The 26,708-nt window shown below is 65.5% G+C and carries 23 protein-coding genes; 13 read left to right on the forward strand and 10 right to left on the reverse strand.

Going from position 1 to position 26,708, the window contains the following annotated elements:
* Nucleotides 1-14 precede the first annotated feature (14 nt).
* The 3 genes from K1X11_RS16190 to K1X11_RS16200 all read left to right on the forward strand — a co-directional run bounded on the left by K1X11_RS16190 (nucleotide 15) and on the right by K1X11_RS16200 (nucleotide 2,104).
* Nucleotides 15-515 (forward strand): RrF2 family transcriptional regulator, encoded by a 501-nt coding sequence (locus tag K1X11_RS16190; protein ID WP_221031282.1) that lies wholly within the window; start codon nucleotides 15-17, stop codon nucleotides 513-515.
* Between the two features lie 124 nt (nucleotides 516-639).
* A complete protein-coding gene (locus tag K1X11_RS16195; RefSeq protein WP_221031283.1) occupies nucleotides 640-1,080 on the forward strand; it encodes a tetratricopeptide repeat protein in 441 nt (146 codons plus the stop codon).
* A gap of 118 nt (nucleotides 1,081-1,198) precedes the next feature.
* Nucleotides 1,199-2,104 (forward strand): lytic transglycosylase domain-containing protein, encoded by a 906-nt coding sequence (locus tag K1X11_RS16200; RefSeq protein WP_324726009.1) that lies wholly within the window; start codon nucleotides 1,199-1,201, stop codon nucleotides 2,102-2,104.
* A 173-nt stretch (nucleotides 2,105-2,277) separates the two neighbouring features.
* Here the strand turns inward: K1X11_RS16200 and K1X11_RS16205 are convergent, their stop codons facing one another.
* The 6 genes from K1X11_RS16205 to metX all read right to left on the reverse strand — a co-directional run bounded on the left by K1X11_RS16205 (nucleotide 2,278) and on the right by metX (nucleotide 12,210).
* Nucleotides 2,278-3,897 carry a beta strand repeat-containing protein gene (locus K1X11_RS16205; RefSeq protein ID WP_221031285.1) on the reverse strand — a complete coding sequence of 540 codons (1,620 nt, stop codon included), beginning with the start codon at nucleotides 3,895-3,897 and terminating at the stop codon, nucleotides 2,278-2,280.
* Nucleotides 3,898-3,998: 101 nt separating this feature from the next.
* The gene (locus tag K1X11_RS16210; RefSeq protein ID WP_221031286.1) at nucleotides 3,999-4,151 is read right to left on the reverse strand and encodes a hypothetical protein; all 153 of its coding nucleotides are present in this window, start codon (nucleotides 4,149-4,151) and stop codon (nucleotides 3,999-4,001) included.
* Nucleotides 4,152-4,188: 37 nt separating this feature from the next.
* A complete protein-coding gene (locus K1X11_RS16215) occupies nucleotides 4,189-7,800 on the reverse strand; it encodes a CRTAC1 family protein (RefSeq protein WP_221031287.1) in 3,612 nt (1,203 codons plus the stop codon).
* The gene (locus K1X11_RS16220) at nucleotides 7,797-10,034 is read right to left on the reverse strand and encodes a thioredoxin domain-containing protein (protein ID WP_221031288.1); all 2,238 of its coding nucleotides are present in this window, start codon (nucleotides 10,032-10,034) and stop codon (nucleotides 7,797-7,799) included. The genes K1X11_RS16215 and K1X11_RS16220 overlap by 4 nt, the downstream gene beginning before the upstream one ends.
* Nucleotides 10,035-10,193: 159 nt before the next feature.
* Nucleotides 10,194-10,799, reverse strand: a complete 606-nt coding sequence (locus K1X11_RS16225) for a methionine biosynthesis protein MetW (RefSeq protein WP_221031289.1) — start codon at nucleotides 10,797-10,799, stop codon at nucleotides 10,194-10,196.
* A 217-nt stretch (nucleotides 10,800-11,016) separates the two neighbouring features.
* Complete coding sequence (gene metX, locus K1X11_RS16230) at nucleotides 11,017-12,210, reverse strand: homoserine O-acetyltransferase MetX (protein ID WP_221031290.1); 1,194 nt, start codon at nucleotides 12,208-12,210, stop codon at nucleotides 11,017-11,019.
* 119 nt (nucleotides 12,211-12,329) lie between these two features.
* On the opposite strand from metX, the gene ggt reads away from it, so the two are divergent.
* The 8 genes from ggt to K1X11_RS16270 all read left to right on the forward strand — a co-directional run bounded on the left by ggt (nucleotide 12,330) and on the right by K1X11_RS16270 (nucleotide 19,469).
* Nucleotides 12,330-14,060, forward strand: coding sequence for a gamma-glutamyltransferase (ggt, locus tag K1X11_RS16235; protein ID WP_221031291.1), 1,731 nt, complete (start codon nucleotides 12,330-12,332; stop codon nucleotides 14,058-14,060).
* A gap of 88 nt (nucleotides 14,061-14,148) precedes the next feature.
* Nucleotides 14,149-14,286, forward strand: coding sequence for a 50S ribosomal protein L34 (gene rpmH, locus K1X11_RS16240; protein ID WP_221031292.1), 138 nt, complete (start codon nucleotides 14,149-14,151; stop codon nucleotides 14,284-14,286).
* 41 nt (nucleotides 14,287-14,327) lie between these two features.
* The gene (gene rnpA, locus K1X11_RS16245) at nucleotides 14,328-14,708 is read left to right on the forward strand and encodes a ribonuclease P protein component (protein ID WP_221031293.1); all 381 of its coding nucleotides are present in this window, start codon (nucleotides 14,328-14,330) and stop codon (nucleotides 14,706-14,708) included.
* Nucleotides 14,708-15,061 (forward strand): membrane protein insertion efficiency factor YidD, encoded by a 354-nt coding sequence (gene yidD / locus K1X11_RS16250; protein ID WP_225919460.1) that lies wholly within the window; start codon nucleotides 14,708-14,710, stop codon nucleotides 15,059-15,061. The genes rnpA and yidD overlap by 1 nt, the downstream gene beginning before the upstream one ends.
* 79 nt (nucleotides 15,062-15,140) lie before the next feature.
* Entirely contained in the window at nucleotides 15,141-16,946 is a 1,806-nt protein-coding gene (gene yidC / locus K1X11_RS16255) for a membrane protein insertase YidC (protein ID WP_221031294.1), read from the forward strand.
* Between the two features lie 65 nt (nucleotides 16,947-17,011).
* Nucleotides 17,012-17,767: a YebC/PmpR family DNA-binding transcriptional regulator gene (locus tag K1X11_RS16260; RefSeq protein ID WP_221031295.1), complete on the forward strand. Its 756-nt coding sequence runs from the start codon at nucleotides 17,012-17,014 to the stop codon at nucleotides 17,765-17,767.
* Between the two features lie 137 nt (nucleotides 17,768-17,904).
* The gene (locus K1X11_RS16265; RefSeq protein WP_221031296.1) at nucleotides 17,905-18,363 is read left to right on the forward strand and encodes a metallophosphoesterase family protein; all 459 of its coding nucleotides are present in this window, start codon (nucleotides 17,905-17,907) and stop codon (nucleotides 18,361-18,363) included.
* A 323-nt stretch (nucleotides 18,364-18,686) separates the two neighbouring features.
* Nucleotides 18,687-19,469, forward strand: coding sequence for a M48 family metallopeptidase (locus tag K1X11_RS16270; RefSeq protein ID WP_225919461.1), 783 nt, complete (start codon nucleotides 18,687-18,689; stop codon nucleotides 19,467-19,469).
* Here the strand turns inward: K1X11_RS16270 and K1X11_RS16275 are convergent.
* Together K1X11_RS16275 and K1X11_RS16280 are read right to left on the reverse strand one after the other, a co-directional pair.
* Nucleotides 19,452-21,914 carry a PAS domain-containing hybrid sensor histidine kinase/response regulator gene (locus K1X11_RS16275; RefSeq protein WP_221031297.1) on the reverse strand — a complete coding sequence of 821 codons (2,463 nt, stop codon included), beginning with the start codon at nucleotides 21,912-21,914 and terminating at the stop codon, nucleotides 19,452-19,454. The genes K1X11_RS16270 and K1X11_RS16275 overlap by 18 nt on opposite strands.
* A gap of 194 nt (nucleotides 21,915-22,108) precedes the next feature.
* Nucleotides 22,109-22,657, reverse strand: a complete 549-nt coding sequence (locus K1X11_RS16280; RefSeq protein ID WP_221031298.1) for an FKBP-type peptidyl-prolyl cis-trans isomerase — start codon at nucleotides 22,655-22,657, stop codon at nucleotides 22,109-22,111.
* Between the two features lie 175 nt (nucleotides 22,658-22,832).
* Here K1X11_RS16280 and K1X11_RS16285 point away from each other — a divergent pair, with 175 nt between their 5' ends.
* Both K1X11_RS16285 and K1X11_RS16290 read left to right on the forward strand, forming a co-directional pair.
* Nucleotides 22,833-23,864, forward strand: coding sequence for a zinc-binding dehydrogenase (locus K1X11_RS16285; protein WP_221031299.1), 1,032 nt, complete (start codon nucleotides 22,833-22,835; stop codon nucleotides 23,862-23,864).
* Entirely contained in the window at nucleotides 23,861-24,859 is a 999-nt protein-coding gene (locus K1X11_RS16290; protein WP_221031300.1) for a zinc-dependent alcohol dehydrogenase, read from the forward strand. Before K1X11_RS16285 ends, K1X11_RS16290 begins: the two co-directional genes overlap by 4 nt.
* Nucleotides 24,860-24,984: 125 nt before the next feature.
* Here the strand turns inward: K1X11_RS16290 and K1X11_RS16295 are convergent, their stop codons facing one another.
* Together K1X11_RS16295 and K1X11_RS16300 are read right to left on the reverse strand one after the other, a co-directional pair.
* Complete coding sequence (locus K1X11_RS16295; protein ID WP_221031301.1) at nucleotides 24,985-25,527, reverse strand: hypothetical protein; 543 nt, start codon at nucleotides 25,525-25,527, stop codon at nucleotides 24,985-24,987.
* A 37-nt stretch (nucleotides 25,528-25,564) separates the two neighbouring features.
* Entirely contained in the window at nucleotides 25,565-26,650 is a 1,086-nt protein-coding gene (locus tag K1X11_RS16300) for a peptidylprolyl isomerase (protein ID WP_221031302.1), read from the reverse strand.
* Nucleotides 26,651-26,708 lie beyond the last annotated feature (58 nt).

Raw genomic sequence — 26,708 nt, forward strand, 5'->3', positions numbered from 1 at the left:
GAGGATTGCCCGATATGAGCACATGGAGGCTCCAAATAGCAAAAGCCGAAAAAGAGAGTATTTTATCTTTTAATGCGCGAATTTTGCCCCAGATTGGCGGGCCTATGATGCGTTTTGGAAAAGTGGCCCAGACAGCGGTGGCAGCGATGAGCCTGCTGGCGGAGCGTTACGACGGGGGAAAAACGAAGTTAAATTCGGCGGACATCGCGGCGGCGCGGGATTTGCCGAAGCCGGTGGTGGCGAAGGTGCTGACCGTGCTATCGTCGGTGGGTTTGGTGGACGGGGTGCGGGGGCCGGGTGGCGGGTATTGGCTGAAGCGGGAGCCGAGCGAGATCTCGTTGTTGGATATCGTGCGGGAGTTTGAGCGGGCCGATGCCGGTATTATGTGTCCGTTTGGACCGACTTGGTGTGGCAATGGAGAGCCGTGTCCAATGCATGATTCGTTGACCCGGATTGCTGCGGAGTGGGAAGCCTATTTGAGCACGACGCGGCTTGCGGTTTTTCGCGTGGAGTGACGGGCAGTGGGAGCGAAAATGCGGGGTCGGGGGTTGCTTGGGAGGAGGGGGGTGAGCTTGAGTGGCGGGGATGATTCCGACGCGGCGACGGATTGAATATGCGAGTGGTTATCTGGCCTTGGGCATGAATAAGGACGCGGCCGCGGAGTTGCAGGCGGTGGCGGCGGAGGATGCGGGCACGGAGCCGGTGCTGACGGTTTGGGTGGCGCTGTATCACGAGACGCGAAGTTGGCGGAAACTGGTGACGGTGGCGCGGGAGCTGGCGCGCGTGGCGCCGACGAACGAGCAGGGCTGGATCTCGTGGGCCTACGCGTTGCGCGAGTTGGAAGAGGTGGCCGAGGCGCAGCAGGTGCTGCGGGAGGCCGAGCCGCAGCATGGCGAGGGCTGCGCGGTGCTGCACTACAACCTGGCCTGTTATGCGTGTCTGTTGGGTGATTTGAAGGAGGCGTGGCGACGCTTGCTGCGCGCGATCGACTTGGACGCGAGTTTTTATGAAAGTGCGCAATCGGACCGGGATTTGGAGCCGCTGTGGGATGAAATCCGCGAGTTGGATGAGCCATTTTGAGGAACCGGTCATGAAGCGCCTTTCGATAAACGCCACGAGGTTGAGCTCCGGGAACCGGGCCTGGCGGCGCGCCGTCGCGCTGGTCGCGCTGGCGGTCGGAACGCTGCTGAGGTCGGGCATGGCGCAGACGACGGAGACCGAAGAGCTGCCGGCGGTTGATTTGGAGGGGCTCTACGAATTGGGACGGACCTTGTTTGAGACGCATGCATCGGAGGAGCTGAAGGCGCAGTTACGGTATCCGAGTAAGGAGGAAGTGGATACGTTTGTGGCGCGCCTGCAGACGGCTTTGCAGGAGGGCTCGTTGGAGGACCTGGCGGACTACGCCGGGGAGGCGCGGGCGGCTTTGGTGGTGATGCAGGCGCTGCCGGAGTATGCGCCGTATGCGGATTGGCTGCGGGAGCGTTTGGATTACATCGAGGCGGCGGAGTGGATTCGGTCACAGCCGAAACCGGGGGCGGTGACGCCAGAGCGGCTGCGGCCGGAGCGACCGGAGGGATCAAAGCCGGTGGTGAAGCGGCCGGATGAGGTGGTGCCGCATTATTCGTTGTGGATGGCGCGGGTGCGGCAGCGGGCGGTGCCGGCGGGGGCGGAGCGTTGGGTGCCGGAGTTGCAGGGGATCTTTGAGCGGGGTGGGGTCCCGGGGCGGCTGGTATGGCTGGCGGAGGTGGAGTCGTCGTTTAAGCCGGATGCCCGCAGTCCGGTGGGGGCGCGGGGGCTGTTTCAGTTTATGCCCGGCACGGCGGAGGACATGGGGCTGCGCTTGCGGCCGTGGGACGAGCGGGTGAATCCGCAGAAGAGTTCGGCGGCGGCGGCGAAGTATCTACAGCAGCTGCACGGGCGGTTTGGGTCCTGGCCGTTGGCCTTGGCGGCGTATAACGCGGGGCCGGGACGGGTCGGGCGGCTGCTGAAGGAGCGTGGCGCGACGGACTATGCTGGCATCGCGGAGGCCTTGCCGGCGGAGACGCGGATGTATGTGCCCAAGGTGTTGGCGACGGTGGCGGTGCGGGCGCCGGCGGGGCGGTGAGGCAAGCGGCGGCGTGCGGTGAGGCAGGGTGCCGAGGCTGGAAGGCTCGGCCACGGGGGGGCGGCGGTGAGGCAAGCGGGGGTGTGCGGTGAGGCAGGGTGCCGAGGCTGGAAGCCTCGGCCACGGGGCGGGAGAAAGAGAAAGATAAAGAGAAAGACTAAAGAGCGGGTTATTTAGGCTGAACGGTATTTGCGGCGGAGGGTGTAGCCTAGGAGGGCGGTGGCCATGAAGAGCAGGCCGTAGGTGCGCGGCTCGGGGACCGGCGTCATGGGGGTGATGTTGCCGGAGATGGGATCCCAGGAGGCGCTGCCGCCGCCGGTGAAGGAGATCTCGGAGGTCGCACTGTCGGGATCGATGGAGGCGTTGAACACGTCGAGGTTCTCCTCGCTCCAATTCATGATGGTGAGCGAGGCACCTTCATCGATGGTGATGGAGCCGATGGAGAGGTTGGCGTTGCCGCCGCCAAAATCGATGACCGAGTTGCCGGTGATGATGAGTTCGTCCCAGACCTGGGTGGAGCCGTTGAGGAGGAGGTTGACGTCATCGGTGAGGGTGACGGTGGTCCACTCGGGGATCTGCAGGTCTTCGCCAAACTGCAGGTCGACGCCGTCGAGGTTGAGGTTGGTCGTGTTGAAGGCGATGCCGTTCTGTTCGGCGATCACGGTGCCGCCCTCAAGGGAGACGCTGCCGAAGTAGTTGTCGCCGGTGCCGTTGAAAATGGTGGTGCCGGTGCCGGTCTGCACGAAGGAGTCGGCGTTGATCTGGGTGCCAAAGGTGGTCGCACCGTCGCCGGAGAGGAGGATGTCGCCGACGTTGATTTGGGCGCCGGAGAGGTTGATGTCGCCGGTGCTGGTGAGGGTGATGTCGGCGCCGCTGAGGTTGAGGGTGTTGGCGATATCGACGGTGGCGTTGCCACCGATGGTGAGGCCGCCGGCGGCGTTGACCTGGCCGCCGGTGAGGGTGGCGTTGGAGTCGCCCTGGATAGTGAGGGCGCCGTTGCCGAGGTTGAGGTTTGAGGAGATGGCGGTGGTGCCGGTGTTGTCGATGAGGAGGCCGCCGCCGACGTTGAGGTTGCCGGAGATGGTGGTCTGGCCGCTGGCGGTGAGGGAGAGGGTGCCGGTGCTGTTGGCGTTGACCTGGCCGGAGACGTTCCAGTCGCCGGGGCCCGCGAGGGTGAGGTCGTAGTCGCCCTGCGTGACGGTCTGGCTGAGGGTGAGGCTGTCCTGTTGGCTGGTGAAGGTGGTGTTGCCGGTGAGGGTGAGGGAGGCGTTGAGGGTGTTGTCGCCGGAGACGTTGAGGAGCTGGCCGGCGATGTTGAAGCTACCCTCGGTGACCGTGATGTTGTTGGAGAGGGCGAGGGTGGCGTTGGCGAGCACGGTGTTGTTCCAGGTGCTGGCGCCGAGGGCGGTATTGGACGCGAGGAGAGTGGTGCCGTCTTGGAGGGAAACCGGGCCACCAAAGGAGTTGTTGCCCGAAAGCGTGAGGGTGCCGGTGCCGGTCTTGGTGAGGCCGTTGCTCCAAGCGAGATTGGAGATGTCGCCGGAGAGGGTGGTGTCGTGGGCCCCGGTGACGGTGAGGGCGCGCCAATTGCCGTTGAGGTTGCCGGACACATCGATGTCGCCGGCCTGGGCGTCCCAGGTCTGGTTGGCGCCCAAGGTCACGTTGGAGGTGATGGTGTAGGTCGATGTATCCGTGTTGGTAATACCCCCGGACCCAATCGTCTGGGCCTGGGCCGCGGGGACCAGGAGCGCGCAGAGGAGTGGCAACAGAGCCGATGGGAGACGACGGGACATAACGGCGTCTTATCAATGTAGGCTTCGCGCCAAACGTTCACCAGCCCCGGTCCCTGCAATTTGCACGTATATCCGTTACGTAATTACGCGAATGTCAGCGGCTAATCCTCCTCGCCGAATTCCTGACAGCAGGCTCCGCGGACGGTGTAGCACGCGTCGCAGACGGGGAGGTCGGCGATGCGGGTGGTCACGGGGATGCCGCAGTGCACGCAAGGCGCAGGCGCCGGGTCAGGTTCGAGGGTATGCTCGGACATGGCCCGACGCTGCGCGGGTGGGGGAGGTGCTGTCAAATCAGCGGGTCGCTCCCCCAGTTTGGGCGACATTTGCGGCGGTGTCAGGTCGGCCCAAATCGAGAGTGGTGGCGTCGGCCGGGACGCGGTGGGTGGTGCGGGAGCCGTCCGGCCAGCGCACGGTGAGGGTCTCCGCCGTGGTGGTGGCGGGGATGCTGAAGTAGGCCACCGGCGCGGACTGGGCGAGGTGGGCGGCCCCGGCGGTCAACTCGATGGCCGGGGTGGAGCCGTCGGCGAGGGTGAGGGTGAGCTTGGCGCCGATGGCGGCGGCGTTGCCGATGGTGGCGCGGTCGTGGAGGCGGACGGTCAGGGGGCGGGACGCGGTGGTCGCGGTCGGGGCGTAAACCTGCGCGGTGGTATTGAGGCGGGTGACGAGAAGCTCGGGGCGGGCGTCGCCATCGAGATCGGCGAGGGCGGCGGCGCGGGCTTCGCCGGGAATGGCGAGACCGCTCTGTTGGGGCGTCAGGGGCGTGAAGTGGCCGCGGCCGTCGCCGGCGAGCACGACGCTCAGGCCGCCGTTATACCAACCCGTTTCGACTTGGGGGCCCTGAAAGTTTTGCAGGCCCACGAGGTCGAGCAGGCCGTCGCCGGTGAAGTCGGCGGCAGCGAGGCCGAAGATGGGCGCGGTTTGCGCGAGGTGGGGCAGCTCGGCGAAGGTGAAGCGGCCTTGTCCTTGGTTGATGAATACACCGGAACCGAGCTCGGTGACCTGGAGGTGGAGCGACTCATCGAGTTTTTCGGGGGTGTAGATCTCGGGCAGGACGGCGGAGCCGAAGTCGTGGAAGGTGGGGAACTTTTGCGCGAGGGTGGGCATGGCGCGGGAGCTGCAGGAACGGCCGCGCACGGGGAGCAGGCGGTCGCCCTCGTATTTGGCTTCAACGATCTCGCAGGTGCCGGAGTCCTCGAAATCGCCGTAGAACATTTCGACGGGATGATCGGGCGAGGGGTGATACTTGGTGTTGTGGCCGAAGTTGCCGGCGACGTAGTCGAGGTCGCCGTCGGCATCGACGTCGGCGGCGAGCAGGGAGTTCCACCAGCCGCGGTGTTCGGCGAGGCCGCTCACGCGGTCGTTGAGGGCGAGGGTGGTGCCGTCGTAGCTGAAGACGGTGGGGGCCATCCATTCGCCGATGAGGAGCAGGTCGAGGCGGTCGTCGGCATCGGCGTCGGTCCAGAGCGCGGCGGTGACCATGCCGATGTGGCGAAGGGCGTCGGGCGTGACATCGACGAGTTGACCGTCGCGGTTTTCGAAGAGTTGGGATTCGGGATGACTCGGGTAGGCGCCGGGCACGACGCGGCCGCCGATGAAGAGGTCGAGGTCGCCGTCGCGATCGAAGTCGGCTGCGGCCACGGCGGCGGAGCTGGCGGCGAGTGGGTTGAACTGGTCGGCGGGGGCGACGGTGAAGTTGGCCTCGCCGTCGTTGAGGTAGAGTTGGGCGCGGTAGTTGGCGTTGCCGGCGTCGAACTCGGTGGAGCCGGTGGAGACGATGAGGTCGAGGTCGCCGTCGGCATCGAGGTCGAACCAGAGCGGCGCCATGTGTTCGGCGGCGGAACGGGCGGCGTGTTGCCAGGGTTGGATGCCGGGGGCGGCGCGATAGCGGCCATCGGGCTCGGCGAGGTAGAGGGCGCCGGGTTGGCCGGCGCTGCCGGAGAAGAACACGTCGAGGCGGCCGTCGCCGTTGGCGTCACCGAGGGCGAGACCGGCGTCGAGGGTGTTCATGCGGTTGGGCAGGAGGGACTGCCGCAGCATGTCGTTGTAGGGTTGTTCGATATTGCCGTGATCGAGACCGAAGGCGGCGGCGCGTTCGCTGAGCAGGCCGTGGTCGACGGGGCGGCTGGCGACGGCGGGTGGCGGAGTGGTGCCGTTGGCGGTGGGTTCGGTGAGGGTGTAGCGGCGGTCGGCGGGCAGGTCGGTGAAGGTCTGCACGATGCCGCTGGGCCAGCGCACGGTGAGGGTTGGGATGGTGGTCGTGTCGCCGAGGCCGAAGTGGAGGATGGGTTCGGAGGAGGAGAGCACACCGCGGGCGACGGAAAGCATGCGGGTGAGTTTGCCTTGGGGCGCGTCGATGGTGGCGACGGTGCCGACGCCGCGGGCGTTGCTGGAGGTGCCGACGAGTTCGAGGATGACGCGGTGGCCGGCGGGGCTGTCGTTGCGATAGAGGCTGACGGAGGCGTCGTAGTTGACGTAGGCGAGGTCGAGGTCGCCGTCGCGATCGAAGTCGGCGAAGGTGGAGCCGAAGCTGATGCCCTCGTGGTCGAGGCCCCAGTCCTTTTGCACCTTTTTGAAGTGGAGGTGGCCGTCGTTGCGCAGAGTGAGGTGGTTCTCTTTGAGCGGCGGACTGTTCTTCATGAGGCGGATGACCTCGGCCGGGGAGTGGAGGCGACGGGCGGTGTTGATGAGGTCGGAATCGATGAAGGAGCGCACCATGCCGTTGGTGATGTGGAGGTCGAGGAAGCCGTCGTTGTCGAGGTCCTCGAAGCGCGGCGACCAGGTCCAGTCGGAGCTCTTCACACCGGCCATTTGGGCGATCTCAAAAAAGCGATCGGTGCCGGAGTTGAGGTAGAGGAAGTTGCGCATGTATTGCGGGGTTTCCATTCGGTCCATGGTGTCCACGAGGCCGCCCATGTCGCCCATGGTGACCTTGGACTTGTAATGGGTGGTGCCGGCCATGTCGGCGGCGAAGAGATCGAAGAGGCCGTCGTTGTTGATGTCGCCGAAATCGGAGCCCATGGCGAACCACGGGGTGGCGGGCAGGTCGCGGTCGGCGGTGTCGGTGAAGGTGCCGTCACCATTATTCTGATACAGGTGATCGGGCTTGGCGAAGTCGTTGGTGATGTAGAGGTCGGGCCAGCCGTCGGCGTTGGCGTCGAACCAGGAGGCGGAGTGGCCGCGCTCGTCGACGGAGGCGAGGCCGGCGGCGAGGGTGACGTCCTCGAAGGTGCCGTCGCCGCGGTTGCGGAGGAGAACGTCGGCTTCGCCGTCGGGGTGGGTGGCGGCGCGTTGGACGTTGGTGAGAACAAAAAGGTCGAGGTGGCCGTCGCGATCGTAGTCGGCGAAGGCACCGACGACGCTGGCAGAGGTGAGGTCGGCCCCGCGGGCGGCGGCTTCCTCGGTGAAGTGACCGGCGCCGTCGTTGATGAAGAGCAGGTTGGGGGCGTTGAACTGGCAGACGTAGAGGTCGAGGTCGCCGTCGTTGTCGATGTCGGCGAGGGTGGCGCCGGTGTTCCAGGCGGTGGTGCCGGCGACACCGGCGGAGGTGGTGATGTCCTCGAAGCGGAAGGGCGCGACCTGGCGGAAGAGTTGGTTGGGGCGGACCTTGTTGACGACGTAGAGATCGACGAGGCCGTCGCCATCGATGTCGCCGGACGCGATGCCGGAGCCGATGGAGCCGCCTTGGAATTCGGTGTAGTGGGCGGTCGTCCACATGGCCGGATCGTCGTAGGGGTTCTCATTGATGAGGCCGGACGCGGCGGCGGGGATGGCGGTGAAGCACATGGCGGAGCCGTCGCCGGAGCGCGGCGCGAGGGGCGTCGAGGCGAGCTGGGCCTCGGCGGCGAGGAGGGCGAACGGGGTCAGCGCGAGGAGCGCCAGGGTCGCAGGGGCGGAGGTTTTCATGGGGTAGGAGGGGGTGTCAGGAGAGTGAGGACTTCGGCGGTCGTGGTGACGGGGAGTTGGCAGACGAAGTTTTCGCAGAGGTAGAGGGTAGGGGCGGTCGGCGTCTCGTCGGGCAGGGCGGCGATGAGGGGGACGCGGGGGGCGAAGTAGGCTTGGCTGGTCGCATCGATGCGCAGGGTGACGCGGCGCGGGTGCGGGTGGGTGCGGAGCAGGTGGAGAAAGGTGTCGGTGGTGGGGCCGGGGGCGGCGTGGAGCAGGGCCTGTTGGGCGTCGCCGGTGAGCCAGCCGGTGGCGGCGAGGAAGGAGGGCAGGGCGGCGGGTTCGCGGGTGGCGGTCGGCGCAAGGGCGCGGGCGGCGAGGCGGGCGCGGTTGAGCAGGTCGTCGTCGTGGAAGAGGGCGGCGAGGCGACCGAGGTTGCGCACGGCGAGGGAGGTGGCGGCGGGCTCGGTGTTGTCGTGGTCGACCTTGAGGCGGAGGACGACGGTGGTGTCGGTGGCGGCGTTGGCAAAGTAGCCGCCGTGGGCGTCGTCCCAGAAGAGCTCGTCCTGGGTGGTTTGGAGCTCGCGGGCCCAGGCCAGCCAGGTGGGATCGAAGTCGGTTTCGTAGAGATCGATGAGGCCTTGGATGAGCGCGGCGTAGTCTTCGGGGAAACCGACGGCGTCGCGTTGGCCGTCGTGGAAACTGCGGGCGAGGTGGCCGGTGGTTTCGTCGTAGAGGTGAGCGCGGAGAAAGCGAGCGGTGCGTTGGGCGGTGGCGAGATGGGCGGGGTCGTCGAGGATTTGGGCGGCACGGGCGAAGGCGGAGAGGGCGAAGCCGTTCCAGGCCGTCACGACTTTGTCGTCGCGGGCGGGGCGGGGGCGCTGGGCGCGGTGAGTATTGAGAAGGTCGATACAGGCGTTGAGGCGGGCCTGTTCCGCGGCGGTGGGGGCGAAGTCGGGCGCGAGGGCGAGGGTGTTGCTGCCCGCGAGTTCGCCGGTCGGGTCGTGGGCGGGGGCGACGTTGCCGGTGTCGCGGACGGCGAAGGCGCGGCGGAAGAGGTCGAGGTCGGCGGCGGGCAGGACGGCGGCGAGTTCGGCGGCGGTCCAGGTGTAGAAGGCGCCCTCGCGGTGTTGGGTGGGGTCGCCGGGCAGGGCGGCGTCGGCATCCTCGGCGGAGGCGAAACCGCCGGCCGGCAAGGCGAGTTGTTGGTTGAGGTAAGCGAGGGTGTCGACGGCGGCGGCGCGGAAGGAGTCGTCGTCGGTGTATTGCCACGTGGTGAGCAGGATGGGGATGAGCTGGGCCTGGTCGTAGAGGGTCTTTTCGAAGTGGGGCACGCGCCAGGCGGGGTCGACGGTGTAGCGGTGGAAACCGCCGCCGACGTGGTCGTGGAGGCCGCCGCGCACGATGGCGTGCAGGGTGGTGGTGAGGAAGTGGCGGGCGCGCTCGCGGTCGGCGGGAATGGGTGCGGAGGCGAGTTGATCGAGGAGGAACTCGAGGGTGACAGGCGCAGGGAATTTGGCGGCAGGATCGAAGCCGCCGTGGGTGGTGTCGAACAGCTCGGCGAGACGGTCGAGGGCGGCGTTGCGAAGGGTGGGCCAGTCGGGAACAGTGTCGGCGCTGTTGGCGTCGGGGGCGGGGGTGAGCTCGGAGGAGAGAGCTGCGAGCATGTCGGTCGACTGCGCGCGGAGGCGGTCGGGGTCGGCGGCCCAGGCGCCAGCGATGCGTTGGAGCACGGTGGTGAAACCGGGGCGGCGACCTTCGTCGGCGGGCGGGAAGTAGGTGCCGCCGTAGAAGGGTTGGCGGTCGGGCGTGAGCCAGACGTTGAGCGGCCAGCCGCCGGGGGAGCCGAGGGCCTGGACGAAGGATTGGTAAACGCGGTCGAGGTCGGGGCGTTGTTCGCGGTCGACCTTGATGGCGATGAACCCGTCGTTGAGCACGGCGGCGATGGCGGGATCGGAGAACGATTCGTCGGCCATGACGTGGCACCAGTGGCAGGTGCTGTAGCCGATGGAGAGGAAGATGGGTTTGTTTTCGGCGCGGGCGCGGGCGAAGGCGTCCTCAGACCATGGATACCAATCGACGGGTTGGTCGGCGTGTTGGCGCAGGTAGGGCGAGGTGGCGTCGGCGAGGCGGTTGGCTGCGGTGCACGGGTTGGTTAGTCCGCCGAGACTTAGGAGCAGCGGCAGGGTGAAGCAGAGCCGTCGCAGGCGGGGGGACGCGGGCGAGCAGGAGGCTTGTGGCGGGGCAGACAGCACAGGCGAAAGGGGCAAGAAAAGGGGCTTGGGGTAAGCCGTCTCTTGGCGGGTCAACCAGGCGGCGCAAGCGAGCGGACGCGCGTGGCGAGCGTTTGGCAACAAACGCACATTTCGGCGTGGCGAGCCGTCGTGGGGTGGGGGCGAAGTGCGGGGGCGGGATCAGCGGGTGATCTCGTAGAGGGCGTAGCCGGCGCGGAGGTTGGGGAGGCGAGTGGCGGGGGTTTTCCAGTCGCCGCGCAGGTGAACCCGACGGGCGATGGTGTAGCCGTGGCTCGCGCAAAAATCTTCAAAGTCCGCGATGGTGAGCGGATTGGCTGGGCGGCTCTCGCCCCACGTTGTATTAAAAACGTCATTACGCGGCTTGCGGCCGCGCAGGAGGGCGTCGAGGCGGTTCTTCCAGTAGCCGTAGTTGGCAAAGCCGACGGTGAGGGAGCGGCCGACGCGGAGGGCTTCGGCGATCACGGTGGCAGGCGAGTCAACTTCCTCGAGCGTGCGCGAGCAGATGACGTGGCCGAAGTGGTTGTCGTCGAACTCCGCCATGAAAGACATCATGTCGCCCTGGTAGGCGGCGAGGCCGCGTCGCACGCAGGCGCCGATCTTGTCGATGTCGAGGTCGACGCCGATGCCCTGGGTCTTTTTTTGCTGCGCCAGTTCCTGCAGGAGCACGCCGCGACCGCAGCCGAGATCGAGCACACGCGCGCCGTCGGTCACCCAATCGGTGATGACCTGGAGGTCGACGGTGCGTTTGTTGGAGCGGAGCGACATGGCGAAAAGCTGAAAACTGAAACGCGGAAAACCTGAAATTAGGGGCCCACGGACAACACGGAAAACACGGAAAGGGAGAACCCACGAAAGGCACGAAACGACACGAAAGCGGGTCGCTTTGCAGGGGTGTCGTAAGGGGTGTTTCGTGAGTTCATCGGGGGTAGGAGGGAGGATCTTCCGTGTCGTCGGTGTGTTCCGTGGGCTTAAAGGGTTGGGTTCAGCTGGCGAGGAAGTCGCGGACGAGGTCGTAGAGTTGGGGGGACTCGAGCAGGAAGGAGTCGTGGCCGAGGTCGGTTTCGAGTTCGGCGTAGCTGGCGTTTTTGCCGGCGCGGAGCAGGGCGGTGACGATGGCGCGGTTTTGCTCGGGCGGGAACAGCCAGTCGCTGGTGAAGCCGACGACGAGGGTGCGCGCGGTGATGGCGGCGACGGCTTTTTCCAAGGAACCCGTGGCGGCGGCCGGGTCGTATTGGTCAAGGGCGCGGGTGATGTAGAGGTAGGAGTTGGCGTCGAAACGGTTGATGAACGCTTTGCCTTGGTAGCGCAGGTAACTCTCCACCTCGAAGGTCACGTCGAAAGCGTGATCGGGGTCGCTGGTGGTGCCGGCGGCGGTCGGTTGGGTGGCGGAGGGGGGCCGTTCGGCGACGGTGCGGCGGCCAAATTTGCGGTCCATGGAGGCGTCGCTGAGGTAGGTGATGTGGGCCATCATGCGGGCAATGGCGAGGCCGACGCGGGGGCCGCCGCCGGCCGGATAGTTGCCCTGAGCCCAGTCGGGATCCTGCAGGATGGCCTGGCGGCCGACCTCGTTGAAGGCAATGGCTTGGGCACTCTCGCGGGCGGTGGTGGCCATGGCGAGGAGGCGGCTGGCGAAGTCGGGGAAACTGAGGCCCCACTCGAGCACCTGCATGCCGCCCATGGAGCCGCCGACGATGGCGTGAAGGTGGGTGACGCCGATGGCGGTGAGCCAGCGGTGTTGGGCGCGCACCATGTCGCGGATGGTGACGATGGGAAAGTTGACGCCGTAGGGCTGGCCGGTGGCGGGGTCGGTGGAGGACGGGCCGGTGGAACCCTGGCAACCGCCGAGCACGTTGCAGCAGGTGACGAAGTAGCGGTTGGTGTCGAGGGCCTTGCCCGGGCCGATGATGTTGTTCCACCAACCCGGTTTGCGGTCGGTGAGGCCGTGGATGCCGGCGCAGTGGTGGTCGCCGGAGAGCGCGTGGCAGACGAGGATGGCGTTGGTGCCGGCGGCGTTGAGGCGGCCGTAGGTCTCGTAGCGCAGCGTGAAGCCGGGGATGGTGCGGCCGCACTCGAACGTGAAGGGCTCGGCGCTGGTGTAGTCCTGGGGACGCACGATGCCCACCTCGCCGGGTTCGGCGGTGGCCAAGTCGAAGGCATCGGGTTCGGCGTCGTTCATGAGGGCTGGAAGCGGGAAGCAGGGGAAAGGCGAAGGCGGGGAAGTTAGAAGTATGAAGTCAGAAGTATGAAGGATGAAGTCATTGCCGCGGGGAGATAACGGACGCTAGGGTCCCGCCCATGCTGAAAACTGGACGTTTGCTGGTCGGGTGCGGAATCGGAGTGATGGCGGGTTTGGTGGCGGGGCTGGCCCAGGTGGATCGGATCACGGGGGCGCCGTTTGCGACGCGTTCGGAGGTGATCGCGCCGCACGGCATGGTGGCGGCGAGTCATCCGCTGGCGGCGCAAGTGGGGCTGGATGTGCTCAAGGCCGGCGGCAGTGCGGTGGACGCGGCGATCGCGACCAACGCCGCGCTCGGGTTGATGGAGCCGGTGGGCAACGGCGTCGGCGGTGACCTCTTTGCCATCGTGTGGGATGCGAAGACGCAGCGCCTTTACGGGCTCAATGGCTCGGGGCGTTCGCCGCTGGGGCTCAGTTACGATCAGATGCGGGAGGAGTTGGCGAAGCTGGACCGGGACACGATTCCGCCCTTCGGCGTGCTGCCGATCTCGGTGCCGGGCACGGTCGACGCGTGGTATGAACTGCACGGCAAATTCGGCAAACTGCCAATGGCGCGTCTACTGGCCCCGACCATCACCTACGCCGAGGAGGGGTTTCCGCTGAGCGAGCTGATCGCGTTTTATTGGGATCGCAACGTGCGCTATTTCGAGGACCTGCCGGGGGCGGCTTTTGCCACCTGGGCACCCGGCGGAGCGGCGCCGAAGAAGGGAGAGATTTTCAAGAACCCGGACCTCGCCCGCACTCTGCGGCGGATCGCGGAGGGCGGTCGGGACATATTTTACCGCGGCGCGATCGCCGACGAGATCGACGCCTTCATGCGCGAGCACGGCGGTTATCTGCGCAAAGCCGACCTCGAGGCGCACACCTCGACGTGGGTGACGCCGGTGTCGGTCAACTACCGCGGTTACGACGTGTTTGAGTTGCCGCCCAACGGCCAAGGCATCGCGGCGCTGCAGATGTTGCAGATCTTAGAGGGTTACGACCTGGCGGCGATGGGGCGCAACTCACCCGAGGCGCTGCATGTGATGATCGAAGCCAAGAAGCTGGCGTTCGAGGACCGGGCCAAGTTTTACGCCGATCCGGACTTTTCCGACATCCCGCTGGAGTGGCTCTTGTCGGATGACTACGCGGCCGAGCGGCGCGCCCTGATCGATCCGGCGCGGGCGGCGGCGCGGGTCGAGGCGGGCAATCCGGCGCTGGAGGAGGGCGATACGATTTACCTCACGACGGCTGATGCGGAGGGCAACATGGTCTCGCTCATCCAGAGCAACTACCGGGGCATGGGCGCGGGCATCATGGTGCCGGGGCTGGGTTTTGGGTTTCAGGATCGTGGGCAGATGTTCGTCTTTGAGCCGCGCGACCACGCCAACGTTTACGCGCCGGGCAAGCGCCCCTTCCACACCATCATCCCGGCTTTCATCATGAAGGACGGGAAACCGTGGGTGAGCTTCGGGCTGATGGGCGGGGCGATGCAGCCGCAGGGCCACGTGCAGATCGTGACCAACCTGATCGACTTCGGGCTCAACCTGCAGGAGGCGGGCGACGCCGCGCGTTGGCAGCACGGCGGCTCGACGGACTACGACACCCCGCAGATGACCGACGGCGGCTACGTGTATTTCGAAACGGGAATTCCCTGGGAGACACTGCGGGCGCTGAAGCTGAAGCGGCACGACGTGCGCACCGATCTCGGCGGTTACGGTGGATATCAGGCCATCATGTGGGACGCCGAGAACGAGGTTTACATCGGCGCCAGCGAAAGCCGCAAAGACGGGCACGCCGTCGGGTATTGAGGCGACGCGGTGAAAGGTTTGCGAATGGTGCCTTGACACGTCGGGGGGTGTCCGGCACTTCAGTCGACCCTTTTAACGATTTACAACCATGCAACCGACTTTCCGCCCACACCGCAAAAAGCGCGTCCGTAAGATTGGCTTCCGCGCCCGCATGGCCACCCGCGGTGGCCGCGCCGTGATCAACGCCCGCCGTCGCAAAGGCCGCAAGCGCCTCACCGTCGCCTGAGCAACTGCTCGACCGGCGACAAACATAACTGCCGGAGCACCATGCGCTTCCGAGCCGAATCGCACCTGCGACGGCCGGTCGACTTCGCACGAGTGCGAGCCCAAGGCCGCCGCTATCATTGCGGCGGTTTTGTTTTGTGGGCCTGCCGGCAGCCCGAGCCGACCGCCGACGTGCCGGTCGCCGTGCTGGCGCCCATCCGCGCCGGCTTTGTCGCATCCCGGGCCGCCGTGGGCAATGCGGTGCAGCGCAATCGCGCGAAACGCCGCCTGCGCGAAGTTTTTCGACTCAACCAGCACCGGGTGGCCCCCGGTTTCGACCTGATTTTGCAGGCCCGACGCTCGCTCAATCAGCTTGAGTATGCCGAGATCGAGCGGTCTTTCTTAAAAGCCTGCGCCGTTTTGTTTCCTCTTTCCCAAGTCTGATGTCCGCCACCCGAGAGTCCCGATGGATTGCCGCCCTGCGAGCGTTGCCCGCTCAGGGACTGCTGGGGCTCATCCGGATTTATCAGAAGACGCTGTCGCCGGTGCTGCCGGCGGTCTTTGGCCCGGCTTGTGGCTGCCGGTTTCATCCCACCTGTTCGCATTATGCGGCGGGCGCCATTCGCACCCACGGGGTGCTGCGGGGCACGGCCCTCGCGATCTGGCGTCTGCTCAAGTGCACGCCGCTGCATCCCGGCGGCTTCGATCCTGTGCCGCCGCCGCGGCCGGCGCGGGTCGCGACTGCATCGGCTCGACCGGTGTGTGAGCGCGTGATCCGCGAGGCCCCCGCTCGCTGAGCCGTTGGTCCGCTCGCCGCCTCGGTCGTTCGTTCCCGTCTCCGTCCCCTTTTCCCGTCCCGTTTCGTCCCCTTTCTGCATGGATAAAAAGAATTCAGTCATTGGCGTGCTGCTCCTCGTAGCGGCTTTCGCCTTCCTTTTCCTCGGCCAGCGCTTTGCGCCGCCGCCGCCGCCCGCCCCGGAGGTCGCTCCGTCGCAGGCGCCGTTGCCCACGGCGGAAAACCAAGCCACGCCGGCCGCGAGCCAGCCGGTGAGTAGTGCCCCGGCCGACGCCGAGTTTGCCGCGCTTTCCGAGAGCAACGACGACGAAGTGCTGACCACGCTGGAGAACGACTACCTGCGCGTGTCCTTCACCAACTTCGGTGGCGCGATCGGCGAAGTCGCCTTCAAGCATTACGAGTCGCGCCTCGAGAGCGGCATGCCCTTCGTGTTCAACCAGCCGCGCGTCGAGCCGATACTGGCGATCAATGACGTGCCGGGGCTCGGTTCCAAGACCGCCTATCGTCTGGTGAGTGCGACCGACACCGAGGTCGTTTTCCGCGCGGTGCTGGAAGGCCGCGTCGAAGTCACCCGCCGCTACTCGCTCGGCACCGACACCGAAGGCTCCGATCCGTATTTGATTCGTCATGACACGACGATGCGTGACCTCTCCGGCAACGGTTCGCCGCAGACCTTGGCCGCCTTCAACCTCGGCACCACCTCGCTGGTCTCGCCGAGCGACTACGGCCAATACCTCAACGTCATGTCGTGGAATGGGGAGGACGAGACCTTCACCAAACCCGCCGAGATGGAAGGTGGCGGGTTCCTCGCCACGATCGGCCTGAAGGACGGCGCGCCGAAGTCCTCGCTGACCAAGGGCGACAACGTCGTCTGGGCCGCCGCCAAGAACCAGTTCTTCGTGAGCCTCTACACCGGCGACACCGTCGGCCTCAACACCACCGCGCGCCGCGTCGAACTGCCGCCCTTCCCGGGCAGCTCCCGCCCCAACAAAGGCATCACCGGCGTCGTCAACTACACTGTGCCGGCCATCGCCCCCGGTGGTTCCGTCGAGATGGGTGGCACGCTCTATGTCGGCCCGAAGGAATACACCCGCCTGCGCGAGTTCGGCCAGAAGCAGTCGGAGGTCATGCAGTTCGCGCCGTTCTTCTTCTCGAAGATGATGCTCTCCGGCGTGATCGCACCGATGCTCAACCTCACCATGGTCAAGATGCACGAATGGGTTGGTAACTGGGGTGTGGCGATCGTGCTGATGACGCTCATCCTCAAGCTCATCACCCTGCCGTTCACCCTGGCGGCGTCCCGTTCGGCCAAGAAGATGTCCAAGCTCCAGCCCCTGATGAAGGAGGTTCGCGAGAAGTATAAGGACAACCCGCAGAAGATGAACGAGGCCACCATCAAGATCTTCAAGGAGAACAAGGTGAACCCGATGGGCGGCTGTATCCCCATTTTCATTACGATGCCGCTCTTCGTGGCCTTCTTCGCCATGTTGCAGGGCACGGCTGAACTGCGGTTCTCGGACTTCCTCTGGGTGGCTGACCTTTCCGCCCCCGACACGGTGTGGCGCCTGTGGGGCCTGCCGCTCAACATCATGCCGCTGCTGATGGGTGCGACGATGGTTTACCAGATGCGTCTCACGCCGACGCCGACGACGGACAACGCGCAGGCGCAGATCATGAAGTTCATGCCGATCGTCTTCACGTTGATCTGTTACAACTTCGCCGCCGCGCTCGCGCTTTACTCCACTGTCAACGGTGTCTTCACGATCATCCAGCAGGTCATCGTGAACAAGACCACCAAGGATCCCGGTGAAGTGGTCGACCCGACCAAGCCGGTGAAGTCCACCGAGTGGAACCCCAAGAAGACCAAGCCGAAGAAGAAGAAATAAACCGCGCTCAGGATTCGGCGCTCCACCCCCTTCAGCTCTCCGCAAACCGAAAGGAATCAAACCCCATGGCCGGACATAACAAATGGTCCAAGATCAAGCGCCAGAAAGGCGCCAACGACGCAAAGCGCGGCAAGGTTTTCAGCCGCCTTTCGCGTGACATCACGCTCGCCGCCAAGTCGGGCGGCGGCGACCCCGACATGAACGCGCGCCTGCGCACCGTTTTGCTCAAGGCGCGCGCCGAAAACATGCCCGTCGACAACATCGACCGCGCCATCAAGAAGGGCACGGGCGAGCTGCCGGGCGTGAGTTACGAGGACAACACCTACGAAGGTTACGGTCCGGGCGGCGTGGCGTTCATCATCCGTTGCACGACCGACAACAAGACGCGCACCTCGCAGGACATCCGCTCCATCCTCTCGAAGCACGGCGGCAACCTCGCCAGCAGCGGCGCGGTGTCGTTTCAGTTTCTGCACGCTGGTCAGTTCCTCATCGCGAAGGACGCGAGCACGGAAGACCAGCTCATGGAGCTCGCGCTCGAAGCAGGCGCCGATGACGTGATCACCAGCGACGAAGGTTACGAACTGCGTTGTGAGATCGCGGCGTTTGACGCCGTGGCGCAGGCCCTCGACCAGGCTGGAATCACGCCGGAGAACGCCGAAATCGCCTACATCCCCACCAACACCGTGCCGGTCGGTGAGGTGAGCACGGCGCGCACGTTGGAGAAGTTGCACGAGGCCCTCGATGACAACGACGACGTGGGCCAGGTGTTCTCCAACGAAGAGCTCAGCGACGACGTGAGTGCGCAGCTCGAAGAAGCCTGAGTTGTTGTAGTAGTCTTTCATTAGCCGCCGGTTGGAACAGTCCACCGGCGGCTTTTTTACGTTCCTTTGCGGAGATCTGGTGGGGTCCATGAGGAAAACGCATCGCCCCATGGCTCGGGAGTTGCAGAGTTGGGTGGATGCGCATCGCGGTGCTGTCCGACACTCATGATCATATGCCGAGCCGATTGCCGGAGCAGATTGCGGCCGGTCGGCCGGACGCGATCTGGCATCTGGGTGACGTGTGTGATCCCTCGACGGTGGTGGAGCTGGAGCTATTGAACGTGCCGCTCTCGATCGTGGCGGGGAACTGTGATGGTTGGATGGGCTGGCCGCTCACGCGGGAGATCAGCCTCGGTGGATATGTGTTTCACTTGGAGCACATCCCGCGGGTGGTGGCGCCGCGCGGGGTTCAGGTGATGTTGCACGGGCACACGCATGTGCCGCGCGACCAGACCGATCCGATGGGCGTGCGTTGGCTGAATCCGGGGTCGGCCAGCTCGCCGCGTTATGAGGGGCCGCCGAGTTTTGGTTGGCTCACGGTAGACGCCGAGGCCGAGCGCGTGCCGCTCTCGTGGGAACTGGTGCCGCTGAAGTGATGCGGGGCCGGTCAACGCGGGACCCGAGAGGCAGGCTTGGGGGGAAGATAACCGCCAAGGGCGCGAAGCGGAGAGGCACGGATTTTTTAGCCCACGGACTACACGGAAGGACACGGATGGGGGTGGCTGTAGCCGGGGTCGGTGACCCCGGGAGGACGACAGCGCAGGGCCACGTTGTCGCGTTGCTCCAACGCAGCTACGGCCGGTGCTGACGGTCCCGGGTCCCAGGCTCCCGACCGACACCTTTGTGCGGCGCGGGCTTTACGGCGGGCGTGGATGGGGTTTAGTGGCGGGCTATCGATAGAGGCGCGGAACAACTTGATTTGTTTGGCTTCGTCGCGGCACCGGAAACGCCGCGCGAAGATGTCGCCCCGGCGGCTCCTCCGGTGACGGCGCCGCCGTTGACCTTGGTCAGCGAAGAGACCGAGGTCGCCGCGCCGCCGCAAATCGTGGTGTATGAGCGTAACCTGCGGGCGAAACATTACCGGCTCACCTTGCGCAAGGATGGGATTGCGGTGGCGACGATTCCGGCGCGCGGTAGCGAGCGGGCGGCGCGGAAGTTTGTGGCGGAGCACACCGACTGGCTCAAACGCGTGCGGGAACGGCAGCGCAAACGGCCGCGGCAGGCCGAGGTGTGGTCCGTCGGCACGGAGTTGTTGTGGCGCGGCGAGATGTTGCCGATCCGCCGCGCGGCCGAGGGACCGCCGGCGCAGGTGAGTCTGGGGGCGGATTTGTTTCGCGTGCCGCGCTTTGAGGGCAATCTGCGACCGACGCTGGAGGCGGGTTTTCTGCGCAAAGCGAAGATCGAGTTGCCGGCGCGCACGTGGGAATTGGCTGCCGTGACCCGCATGGACGTGAAGCGCGTGGCGGTGCGCAATCAGCGTTCGCGTTGGGGGTCATGCACCGAGGGCGGCGTGATTTCGCTCAACTGGCGACTCATCCTCACGCCGCCGTGGGTGAGCGATTATGTGATTTATCACGAGCTCATGCACCTGCGGGAGATGAACCACTCCAAACGTTTTTGGGCGGCGGTGGCCGAGGTGTGTCCGCGCTGGGAAGAGGCGGAGGTCTGGCTCAAAAAGCACGGTTCATTTCTCGGACTCTGATCCGGGGTCGGCGGACGGGTCGACGTCGAGATGCAGGCATTGGCGCACCATTGAGAGCAGAGATTCGATGGTGAAGGGTTTGCTGAGAAAGGCGTCGGGTCGGCGGCTGCCGAAGCGTTCGGCGATGTCCTGTTCGTTGAAGCCGCTCATGAGCAGGATGGGCAGCTCGGGTTGGCGGCGGTGGAGCTCCTGGATGACTTCGTCGCCGTCCATGTCGGGCATGGTGAGGTCGACCATGGCGAGGGTGGTGGTCCCTGGGTGAGCGTCGAACCACGCGAGGGCGGCCGGGCCGGAGTCGACCAACTCGACGGCGAAGCCGAAACGTTGCAGGGCGCGACCGGCGAGGCGGCGCACGGCGGGTTCATCATCGACGACGAGCACGTGGCCGGAGAGTCGCGGTTTGGCGGGCACGGCGGCTGGTGCAGGGGCGAGCTCGGCGGTGCTGGCGTCGTCGGCCGGCAGGAGGATTTTGAAGAGCGTGCCGCGGTCGGGTTCGCTGTAGACGCGAATGCCGCCGCCATGGTTGTGCACGATGCCCTGCACTGCGGCGAGACCGAGACCGCGGCCGGTGAATTTGGTGGTGAAGAATGGGTCGAAGATGCGGCCGCGGGTCTCGGCGTCCATGCCCTTGCCGTCGTCCTGCACCTCGAGGGTGATGTAGCGACCGGGTTTGAGGTTGTTGGTCAGATCAAGGGCGCGCAGGTAGCTGGCGTGAGCGTCGATGACCTGGGTGGAAACGGTGATGATGCCCAGCTTCGGCTCGACCGCTTCGGAGGCATTGATGACGAGGTTCATCAGCACCTGGCGCAGCTGGGTGGGGTCGCCCATGACGGAGGGCAGGTTGCGGGTCAGCCGGTAGCGGATGCGGGCGACCTTGCCGACGGAGACTTCGAGGAGTTTACCGGTTTCGGTGACGAGGTGGCTGAGGTTGATGGCCTTTTGCTCAAACTTGCCCTTGCCGGCGTAGGCCATGAGTTGCCGGCAGAGGTCGGCGGCGCGCTCGGCTGAGAGTTCGATCTGATCGATGGCTTCGAGCAGGTCACCCTCGGGAGGCGGGTTGTCGTGGCGGATGAGGGAGCTGTGGCCGAGGATGCCGGTGAGGATGTTGTTAAAGTCATGGGCGATGCCGCCGGCGAGGATACCCAGGCTCTCGAGTTTTTGGGTCTCGTGCAGGGAGCGCTCAAACTGGAGCCGCTCTTCTTCGGAGCGGTTGCGGTCGGTGAGGTCGATGATCGAGGCGAGGACCGCGGGACCGGAGGAGAGGTGAATCGGGTTGAGTCCGATCTCGAGCGGGATGCGGGTGCCATCGCGGCGACAGCCAAACAGATCGTCGCCGGCGCCCATGGCGCGTTTGGAGGGATGCGCCGCGAAATGCTGGCGGTGATGTTGGTGCGATTGGCGGTGGCCGTCCGGCACCAGGTCGTCGACGCAGGCGTCATGGAGGGTGCCGGGCTCGTAACCGAAGAGGCGATGAGCCTCGGTATTGGCGAGTTGGATACGGCCTTGGTGGTCGGCCAGGATCATGGCATTGGGCGAAGCCTCGATGACGAGGCGCAGGTCGGACTCGGCCTGCTGGCGGCGGGTGATGTCCTGGAAGGTGGCGACGCTGCCGCGCAAATTGCCCTCGTCGTCGGTGAGGGGGCGGGCGGAGACGAGCAGGGTGCGCTTGGTGCCGCTGGGCAGAATGATGCGCTGCTCGACATCGGTGATCACGCAACCCTCGCGGGAGCTGCGCACGAGCGGCAGCTCCTCGTAGCTCAGCTCTTGGTCTTCGACAAAACTTCGCACGGGGGCGAACAGCTCACGCGGGGGCAGGCCGGGTTCGCCGATGGCCGGGAGCGAGAGCTCGAAGAGGTCGCTGAAGGCTTGGTTGTGCATCAGCTGCACGCCTTGATCGCGGGTTTTGAAGGCGATGCCGACGGGCAGCAGGTCGAGCAGCGTGTGCTGCTCGCTTACGCGGTTCGCGAGGGTGCGGTTGAGTGCGGCCGCCTTGTCTTCAGCATGGCGGCGGTGGGCGATCTCATCGCGCAGGCGGGCGTTGCTGGCTTCGAGGCTGGCGGTGCGTTCTTTGACGAGGGAGTCCAGTTCCTCGTTGAGGCGGCGGTAGGTCTCGGGAGACGGCGCTTGGAGGAAGACCGGGCGCAGGCGCCACAGCGTGAAGGCGACGCCGATGGAGATGAGCGCGGTGACGGCTTTGATCGTCCCGCTCAGCCAATAAACCGGTGACCAGATGGTCAGCACTTCGAGGACGTGCGTCAGGCCACAGGCGAAAACGAAAGCCGCAAACCACGCCAGAATGCGTCGAAACGGAAAATCCGGCCGCTGGCGCAGGAGCAGGAAAATGATCGCGGGGATGGAAAAGTAAGCGAGCGCGATGAGGCCGTCGGAGATCGCGTGCAGCCAGATCAGGCTCGGATCCCAGACGTAACATACCCCGTGTGGCATGAGCGCTAGCATACGCCGACAACATCGGCGCAAGCGGCGGATTAACAAAGTGATCCGGCACAATTAGAGGCATTTACGGCAATTTAGTTCAAAGCCACTGCCAGGAAGTGAAGGGGTTACCCTATAATGATTTAGGGAATCAACCCAGACGCGCTGCGGAGCCGCGCCCGACGAGCGGGGCGGGGTGTCGGGGCTCAGTTGCGCAGCGGCAGCACGTCGACGAGTTCAACTTCGAAGACGAGGGTGGCTTCGGGCGGGATGTGGCCCTTGATGCCTTTTTCGCCGTAGCCGAGCCAGTAGGGGATGATGAGGGTGCGTTTTTCGCCCTTGGTCATCTCCATGATGGCTTCGTCCCAACCGGGAATCACCTGCGCCTGGCCGGCTTGGAGATGGAAGGGTTGGCCCTTGCTGTAGCTGTCGTCGAGTGGGGTGCCGTCGAGAAAGAAGCCGCGATAGTGGACCAAGACCTCCTGGCCGCGGGTGGGGCGGGTGAGACCGTCGCCGGGTTGAGTGATGAGGTAGCGCAGCCCGGTGGGGGTGATTTCGGCTTTGGGGTAGCGTTGGCTCACGATGCCCTCATCGACGATGGGCAGGGTCATCATGTTCATCGCTTCGCGCATGGCGCTGTTGATGGGCGCACCCGGGTTCTCGCGAGCGAGTTTACCGGAGCGCGTGACGAGCGCGATGGTGAGCAGGGCGAGACCGAAGAGAGCGGGGACAAGAAGGGTGCGGAGGGCGCGCATGGATCGGCCACGTTGAGTGAGGAGCCGAGGAAAGGCAAACGCGCGGAGGCGGAGCTGGGAAAGGTTGACTGATGCTCAAACCGGGCGGTAGGTTGCTGGGCCCCTTAACTTCCTAATGAATATTCACTTCGGGAAGTTCGTAAGTGAATTATCGGAAGGTCGCCCCCCCTTGCCCATGAAAGCTCAAGCCGTTGTCTTCACCGCTCCCGGAACTGTTGTATTCCAAGAGGTCTGCTGCCCCGAGCCCGGTCCCGAGGATGTGGTCATTGAAGTCACCCATTCGTGGATCAGCAATGGCACCGAGGGTTCCTTCCTACGCGGCGAGCGTTTGGCCGGCGATACGGCGCGCAAGCCGGATGACCCGGAGCCGTTTCCGCTCATCGCGGGTTACCAAAAAGTCGGCTGGGTGCGGCAGGTCGGGGCCGCCGTGCGTGACTTTGCGGTGGGTGATTTTGTTTTTGCGATCATGAGTCGGGTCGAGGGCATGTTCGACAACGAGTATGCGGGTCATGTGTCTCCGTCGGTGTGTCGGCAGGACTTCGTGCACCGTCTGCCGCCGGAGGCTCAGCTGGATCCGGCCGCTTACAGCGGGATGGTGCTCACTCAGGTGGGCTACAACTGTGGATCGCGGCCGCGGATCGAACCGGGTGAACTGGCGGTGGTGGTCGGAGATGGGTTGGTCGGGCAATGGACCGCCCAGACGCTGCTGGAGCGTGGTGCGCGGGTCATCATGACCGGTCGGCATGAGGATCGCTTGGCAGCATTCCGGCGCGAATGCGGAGACCGACCGGGGCAGGCGCTCAGGGTCACCGGGCTTGGCGTCGACGAAGTCATTGCGTTGGAAGCGGGACCGGTGGCGGTGCTTGTCGACACGGTGGGGGACGCCCGGCTTTTCGATGCCTACCTGCCTCACCTGAAGCACGGTGGCACGATCGTGGCGGCAGGTTTTTATGGTCTGGAAGGCTTCGTCGAAATCCAGCGCTACCGCTTTCGCGAAATCGCCTTTGATCTCGTCGCGGGCATCACGCGGGAGCGGGTCGATACCACCATCGATTGGGTGCGTGATGGCCGCCTGCGCACGGCCCCGTTGATCACGCACCGTTTCCCCGTTGAGCAGGCGGCGCAGGCGTGGGAGTTGATCGCATCCAAACGTGAGCCGGTGCTCGGCGTGGTGTTGGAGTGGTCGGCGGAAGGAGGTGCGGCATGAACGCGGTCTCGATTCCCCAAACCATGCGTCGGCTGGTGATCACGGCGCCCGGTGAAATCGAGTGGGCGGAGGCGTCGGTGCCGACCCCGAAGCCAGAGGAGGTTTTGGTGAAAGTGCTGGGCGTCTCGTCCTGTCCGCATTGGGACCTGCACATCCTCGGCGGTGAACCGATGTTTCCGGGCCAGGACCTGCATTATCCCTATTTGCCCGGTCAGCCCGGCCATGAGGCGGTGGGGGAAGTGGCGGCGGTGGGCTCGGCGGTGGCAAGTCTTCGGGTGGGCCAGCGAGTCGTGGCTTGGCGCGACACGGGCGAGGCGAGGCCGGGATTTTATGCTCAGTTCAATACCTTCCGGGCGGTCGATCTGTTGCCGGTGTCGGCCGAGCGCCCTCATGGGCAGTGGGCCTCGGTGGAGCTGGGGATGTGCGTGGAGGTGAGTTTTCAACGGCTGGCGGAGCTTGGTGGAGTCCGAGGGCGCCGGGTGGCGATCGCCGGGTTGGGACCAGCAGGATTGGTCGCTGTGCAACTGGCCCGTCATCACGGTGCCGCTGCGGTGATCGGAATGGACCCGGTGACGGAACGACGCGAACTCGCGCTACGGTTGGGGGCGACCCACGTGGAGACCGGCGAGGCGGCGAGTTGGCCGGCCGATCGCAACGACGAGCGGGCGGCGGACGTGGCGATCGACTGCACCGGGCTGGCCCCGGTAGTTGAATTTTTGTTACGCCGCACCCGGCAGGCCGTCGCCCTCTTCGGGGTGGTGCGTGACCCGATCCGCTACGACGGGGCGCTCATGTGGGGACCGGGGGTGACGTTGGTAGGTTACGGGGACCACAACCGGACGGCGGCGGAGACGGCGATTGCGGCGGTGGAGGCCGGCACACTGGATCTGTCGGCGCTCATCACCACGACGCTGCCACTGCGCGACTACGTGCGAGGGGTGGGCCTGCTGCGACGCAAGGAGGCGATCAAAGTGCTCTTCGACCCTTGGGCGTAAGAGGGGATGTTTCGCGAGCGAGGAGGAGACTCCTTCCTGCTAATAACTACACGGCCTGTCCCATCTGCTGCTACCAATCCGCCGCTCGCCAATATAGGTGGCGAAGAAAGGAAGGCGTTTGGCATTCACGGCCGCCGGCTCGCGAAATACCACAGGCCGTCTCGCTGAAACGCCCCAGCATACCAACGAACTTGGGTCGTTTTGTCGGTCGGATCTTTGCTCGCAAAGGTGAAGACGATGAGCTTTTCGGGCTCTGTGTTCCACTTCGGTGGCGGCAGGGAGTGAGGCCGGTCGCCGAAAAGCGCTTTGTGCTCCCTTTCTTTGAGGGTCTCGAACTCGGCGGGAGTCATCACGGCGGTAGAAACGTGACGCAGCTCGCCCGATACGCCGTTCCATTCCTTCCACGCGTCATGGATCGCAGATAGCTCGTTCGGAGGAAGGCCTGAAACATCCGCGTGCGCCCGAATCGCGTCGACATCGCCTCTTAGAATGAAGGCCTTCGCGAGGGTTGAGACCTGCGACCATTCTTTGATCCCTGTTGGTTCGGGAAATGGGCGAGAGCAGCCGAGCAACACTGACAGCAGGACACATGTAGCAACTGAGGTGGCCTTGAATTGGCGGACAAGAACACGGGGATGGGGCAGAGGGGTTTCTTGTCCTTGTTTCATGTTCGATCGGGATAGCGCCGCGCGTTTGGCGATCGGGCTAGCGCACGAGGTAAGGGATGAGGGTGTCGAGGAAGGCGTCGAGGTGGCGTTTGCGGGACTGCTCGGGCGGCACCGGGTCTTCGCCGTAGCGTTCGGCGATGGTGGCCGTGGCGGTGGCGTCGATGGTGGCGAGCAGGCGCTGCAGGGCTTGGTCGGTGGTTTCGTCGTCGATCGTGAGGCGGGTCGCAGTCGTGTCGCCGAGGTGGACAAACCAGAGGTGACTGTCGGCGACGTAGATGGCGGCGATGCCTTCGTCGGTGATGCCGGCCCGACGCTCGAGGGTGGCGGCGAGCTCGGGCGTAGTGCGGTCGGGGGGCTCGGTGGCGACGACCATCACGTGGAATTTGGCGCCGGTGAAACGTTCGAGGTTGGCCAGTTTGTTATCCAGGATTTGGGCCCAGTCGGGTGCGGCGGGGAGTTGGTCATCGGGGTCGGCCACGTGGGCGGGCGCGGCGTGGGGCACGGCGGCGATTTGGGCGGCGAACGCCGCGGGATCGGTCGCGAAGGCTTCGGCGGCGGGGCCGTGGCGGAGGATGCGCACGTTCATGGTGTCGCCTTGTTCGATCGTCTGCAGCACGTCGAGGCCGTCGACGACTTCGCCGAAGACGCTGTGCAGGTAGTCGAGGCGCACTTGCGGCGCCAGGGTGAAGAAGAACTGCGAGCTGTTGGTGTCGGGGCCGGCGTTGGCCATGGACAGGATGCCGGCGCGGTCGTGGCTGAGACCGGGCGTAAACTGATCGGGGAATTCATAGCCCGGGCCTCCTTCGCCGGTGCCGGTGGGGGCACCGCCTTGGGCGACGAAGCCGGGAATGACCCGGTGAAAGGTGGTGCCGTCGAAGAAGGACCGGCCGGGCTCGGGACCGAGCGTGCCTTCGGCGAGACCAACAAAATTGGTCACGGGCAAACGGGCGCGCTCGGCGAAGAGTTTTACGGTGATGGTGCCGCGCGGGGTGTCGAAGGCGGCGTAGAGTCCGTCGGGCAGGGCGGGCTCGGAGTCGGCGGCGCGGGCGAATTGCGCGGTGAGACCCACGAGGGTGAAGGTGAGGGTGAGGCCGAAGGTGAAGAGGCGGTGAAAACGGGTCATGGCAGGAAGGCGGATCACTTTTGGGATCTTGGGCTGAAAAATGCTCCGAGTCGTGCAG

It is taken from the genome of Actomonas aquatica, assembly GCF_019679435.2.
Classification (GTDB): Bacteria; Verrucomicrobiota; Verrucomicrobiia; order Opitutales; family Opitutaceae; genus Actomonas; species Actomonas aquatica.